Source organism: Dokdonella sp., from assembly GCF_035703485.1.
In the GTDB taxonomy this organism is placed as follows: Bacteria; Pseudomonadota; Gammaproteobacteria; order Xanthomonadales; family Rhodanobacteraceae; genus Dokdonella.
Window position 1 is genome coordinate 1 of record NZ_DASSYD010000137.1, and the last position, 4,851, is coordinate 4,851.

At 59.1% G+C, this 4,851-nt stretch carries 5 protein-coding genes; 4 read left to right on the forward strand and 1 reads right to left on the reverse strand.

Annotated elements, in window-relative coordinates; translation table 11 throughout:
* A partial coding sequence (locus tag VFN25_RS10700) for a sodium/proton-translocating pyrophosphatase (RefSeq protein ID WP_325141696.1) occupies positions 1-1,208 on the forward strand: 1,208 nt, incomplete at its 5' end.
* An 82-nt stretch (positions 1,209-1,290) separates the two neighbouring features.
* On the opposite strand, the gene VFN25_RS10705 is transcribed toward VFN25_RS10700, so the two are convergent.
* Positions 1,291-2,130, reverse strand: a complete 840-nt coding sequence (locus VFN25_RS10705; RefSeq protein WP_325141698.1) for a hypothetical protein — start codon at positions 2,128-2,130, stop codon at positions 1,291-1,293.
* Between the two features lie 318 nt (positions 2,131-2,448).
* Between VFN25_RS10705 and VFN25_RS10710 the strand changes: the two genes are divergently transcribed.
* The 3 genes from VFN25_RS10710 to VFN25_RS10720 all read left to right on the forward strand — a co-directional run.
* Positions 2,449-3,489 (forward strand): NAD-dependent epimerase/dehydratase family protein, encoded by a 1,041-nt coding sequence (locus tag VFN25_RS10710; RefSeq protein WP_325141700.1) that lies wholly within the window; start codon positions 2,449-2,451, stop codon positions 3,487-3,489.
* Positions 3,490-3,491: 2 nt separating this feature from the next.
* Positions 3,492-4,463: a glycosyltransferase family 2 protein gene (locus VFN25_RS10715; RefSeq protein ID WP_325141702.1), complete on the forward strand. Its 972-nt coding sequence runs from the start codon at positions 3,492-3,494 to the stop codon at positions 4,461-4,463.
* A gap of 50 nt (positions 4,464-4,513) precedes the next feature.
* A partial coding sequence (locus VFN25_RS10720) for a GtrA family protein (RefSeq protein ID WP_325141704.1) occupies positions 4,514-4,851 on the forward strand: 338 nt, incomplete at its 3' end.

A 4,851-nucleotide genomic window follows, 5' to 3' on the forward strand; every position in this document is an offset into this window, starting at 1 on the left:
ATGCCCTGTACAAGGGCGTCATCGTCTCGGCCGTGCTCTCGGCAATCGCGTTCTGGTTTGTCACCCGCGAGTTGTTCCCGACCGGGCTTGATGTCGGCAATGGCATCAGCATCTCGTCGAGCAGCATCTTCTATTGCGCCCTGGTAGGACTCGTCCTGACCGGTGCCATGGTCGTCATCACCGAGTACTACACCGCCACCGAGTATGCCCCGGTTCGCCACATCGCCCAGGCATCAACCACGGGCCATGCGACCAACATCATCGCCGGTATCGGCATCTCGATGAAGTCGACCGCCTACCCGGTGCTTTCGGTGTGTGCGGCGATCTGGGCTGCCTATCAGTTCGGCGGCCTCTACGGTATTGCCGTCGCTGCCACCGCGATGCTTTCGATGACCGGAATGATTGTCGCCCTTGATGCCTATGGTCCGATCACCGACAACGCCGGTGGTATTGCCGAAATGGCCGACATGCCTTCCGAAGTCCGCGCCGTGACCGATCCGCTCGATGCGGTCGGCAACACGACCAAGGCAGTGACCAAGGGTTATGCAATCGGCTCGGCAGGTCTGGCCGCGCTGGTCCTGTTCGCCGACTACACGCACAAGCTCGCGGTAGAGCATCCGGAAAACGTCTACACCTTCGACATCTCCAACCACTACGTGATTATCGGCCTGCTCATCGGCGGTCTGATCCCGTATTTGTTCGGTGCGATGGCGATGGAAGCGGTCGGTCGCGCGGCGGCTTCGGTGGTCGAGGAAGTGCGTCGCCAGTTCCGCGAGATCAAGGGCATCATGGAAGGCACGACCAAGCCCGATTATTCGCGCGCAGTTGATCTGCTGACCAAATCCGCGATCAAGGAGATGATGGTTCCGTCCTTGTTGCCGGTGCTCGTTCCGATCGTGGTCGGCTTTGGCTTCGGCTGGATCGGGGGGCCGATGGCCGGCGCCCAGGCGCTCGGCGGCGTGCTGATCGGCACCATCATCACCGGATTGTTTGTGGCCATTTCGATGACCACCGGCGGCGGTGCCTGGGACAACGCCAAGAAGTACATCGAAGATGGCAACCACGGTGGCAAGGGTTCCGAGGCGCACAAGGCCGCAGTCACCGGCGATACCGTCGGCGATCCGTACAAGGACACCGCCGGTCCGGCGGTCAACCCGCTGATCAAGATCATCAACATCGTCGCCCTGCTGCTGGTGCCGTTGCTTTGATCGATTGATTTGCGCATTGCGTAAACACAAAAACCCCCGGATCCCGGGGGTTTTTTGTTGGTGTAACTGGCGGCCAGGCGTCTTACTTGCGCGAAACCAGACCGCGCAACTTGCCCATTGCATCGCCGATCCGATTGAAGCGTGCGCCGATCCCGTATTCGCGCTTGAGCAGGGCAATATCTTCCTGCTGACGCGAAACGATCTGCGACTCCCAGCGCCGCTTGACCTCTTCGTGGTGGACACGTGCACGCAGCTGGCTACGGTAGTTCTCCGGCAGCACTTCGCGCATCAGATCGGTCGGCTCACGCATCAGGTAGCGGCCAATCTTGTCGTACAACTCCTCATTGACCTGATCGGGCGCAACAGTTTTTACCGCCGTCGCAAAATCATCGAAATTGCTGAAACTCAGGCGCAGCTGGCCGCTGGCTGCATCGGCGGAAAAAACTGCGGTCAGAGGAATGCGTCCCTTGGCCTTGAAAGTCGCAGCGACCACTTCTCCCGAGGCATCCTTGCTCGCCGCCAGGGGTGCGCCGAGACGGTGACGCTGGAATGACGCGGAAACAGCGCGCACCCGCGCTCCGCCTTCAATCTGGACGCTCGGACACTCCGAACTTGAAACAGCGGCATGAAATGCAACCGTGATTTCCTTCGACGAGGGCTGACGCACCTCGCGAACGTCGAATTCGTGCTCGACGTAGGCAACCACATCGCCGTAACCGGCCAGGCTATGGCGGATGGCAATCTTCGGCTGCAGCTCCGTGAGTTTGGCGGCCAGCTCCTTGAGGTAGGCAAGCAGATCTGCCATGGCCGGTTCCAGCACCGTGCGATACGCCGTTTCACGCGCCGCCTTCAGCACCGACGCATCTTCGTCGTTCGACTTGCGCCGCTGTGCTTCGCTTTCGAGCTCATCGAGCAAACCCACGCAATTTCTCCCGGTACCAGTCTGGCGGACTTTGCCGCAAGCAACCTTGCGGACGATAGCCCCGACCAATGAGTGAAGCAAGAACTCTGCCAAAGATGAGCGGATTGCCTATCCTGCGAGCATTTCAAACTCAAATCTGGTTAGCCTCGAAGCCCAAGCTGTTGTAGGAAAAGCCTTCAGGCCCGATGCTTCGCCCCGCTCAACGCAAACGCATCGCGACCAAAGGAAGTCCCTTTTCGGGGCGGCTGCTTTCAACAGCCGAATGACTGGTCAAGCCGCTTCCAACAGAACAGCCGATGGCTTCGTCGGAGTCAACTGTTGAGTTTGTATTCCTTGATCAACATCAGCTCGCTGGTTCTCAAACACGAAAGCACCAGCCCCGATACAATCGGCGTTCGACAGAAGCCGCCAGGGACTCCGGCCATGCAACCTCCTTCCGGATCAACACTTGTACTCGGTTCGGCCGGCTTTATCGGCTCGGCCTTGTGTGCGCATCTGGCCCGGCTCGGTCATCACGTCATCGCGTTCGGGCGCTCGGAAACGGACGGCGTCGTTGGTGAAGTTACCCGCATCCGCGGCTCGATCGAGGATCGCCACCTGCTTCGTGACGCCCTGGCCCGTTGCAGCACCATCGTCCATGCAGCATCGATAACGACGCCAGGTGTTTCAGCTCGCGACCCCTCGCTCGAAGTCCTCGGCAATCTGCTGCCACTGTCACGGCTACTCGAATGTGCTGCCGAGTTTCCCGGGCGTCGAATCGTCTACTTGTCTTCCGGTGGCGCGATCTACGGAGATGATGCGCAGAATGCAACGGAATCCAGAACACTTCGACCCCGCTCCTACTACGGTGCAGGCAAGGCGGCAGCGGAAGCTTTCCTGCATGCCTGCGTGGCAACCGCAGGCTGGTCCGCTGTCACATTGCGCCCGAGCAATCTTTACGGCCCGGGTCAGAAAGTGACCAAGGGGTTCGCCATCGTGCCGACCATATTCGACCGCGCGGTCGATGCCAGGCCTTTCCAGATCTGGGGCGATGGATCGACGCTTCGCGATTATTGCTACATCGATGATCTGATTGAAGCCATGACTTGCGCGTTGTTTGCACCACTGGAAAAGCCATTCAATTGCTACAATATCGCAAGTGGTCAGACGGCGTCCATCCTTGAACTGATCGAAGCCTGTCAGATTGCCAGCGGTCGCCGAATCATCACCGAGTTTCATCCCGCGCGAGACGTCGATGTTGCCTGCGTCTCGCCAGACCCCCAATTGATTGTCGATGAATTGGGCTGGAAAGCACGCGTCGATCTGGCCAGCGGACTGAAGCGAACCTGGGACTGGCATCAATCATTGGGCTCTCTCTGACCATGACCGCATCGCCCCCTCTCAATCCTGACGTGTCCGTGGTTGTACCGGTCTTCGGCGGCAGCGCTGCACTGGCCGAGCTGCACCAGCGCCTGTCGGCGAGCATGGCGCAAGCCGGATTGACCTGGGAATTGATTCTGATCGACGATCGCGGCAGCGCGGAATCCTGGCCCGCGATCCGGGCGCTGGCAAACGCGCATGCGCAAGTCACCGGACTTCGCCTGAGTCGAAATTTCGGCCAGCACGCGGCAACCATCTGCGGCATCGAACATGCACGGGGCCAGTGGATCGTGACCATGGATGACGACCTCGAGCATCCCCCGGAAGCAATCGCATCGATGCTCGAAGTCGGCGGCGAGGAAACGCCACTGGTCTATGGACTGTTTCCCAAACGCACTCATTCAGGCTTTCGCAATCTGAGCTCCGAACTGATGCGCTGGACCCTGAAACGCGCATTCCCCGATCTCAACGAACACTACTCGTCATTCCGTGCGATCCACGCCCCGCTCGCCCGCCAACTGACCGGCTTCCGACTCGCCAGGCCGTATATCGACGGCATGCTTTCATGGATGACATCGTCGGCGAAAACCGTCGAAGTGACCCATGGCGAGCGCCATCATGGCGAGAGCGCCTATACGTGGCGCAAGCTGATATCGCATGCGTTCAATATTTTTGTCAGCTTTTCGCAATTGCCGCTGCGCATTGCCAGCTACGGTGGCGCAGCGCTTGCCCTGGTCAGTTTTGCCTACATGATGTTCGTCGTCTATGGCTATTTCAGCGGCAGTATCACCAACCCTGGCTATACCTCGCTAATGTCGGTCATCCTGTTTGCCTGCGGAATTCAATTGCTGATTCTTGGCGTTCTCGGCGAATACGTTGGACGACTGATGGGTGCCGCCTATCGCAAGCCGATGTATCTGGTCGAAACCCGGGCAGGTTTTGTCGACGAAAGTCAGGCCACTCCTCGGGCATGAGTCACGAACAAGAACCTCCTGACACCACGAGGTCGGCACATGTTCGGGTCATGGCGGGCGAATTCGTCCGCTTCCTCATCATGGGCGGGACGAACACGATAGTTGCCTACGCAATCTATCTCTTGCTGCTGAATTGGGTGCGTTACGAGTTTGCTTACACGATCGGCTACGCCGTCGGCATCCTCATGGCCTATGGGCTGAGCACCGTATTCGTCTTCCGCACACCCATGCGCAAGCGCTCTGCGATACGCTTTCCGATTGTTTACGTGGCCCAGTTTCTCGTCAGCCTGGTACTCTTGCGGCTGGCCGTGGAAGTCATCCACCTGCCGCAATGGATGGCACTCGGATTCGCCGTGATTCTGACAATCCCGGTGACGTTCCTGCTATC

What these genes read in the sequence shown, in the direction of transcription:
- VFN25_RS10715 (WP_325141702.1), top strand. Translation starts at nt 3,492, where the DNA reads ATGACCGCATCGCCCCCTCTCAATCCTGACGTGTCCGTGGTTGTACCG.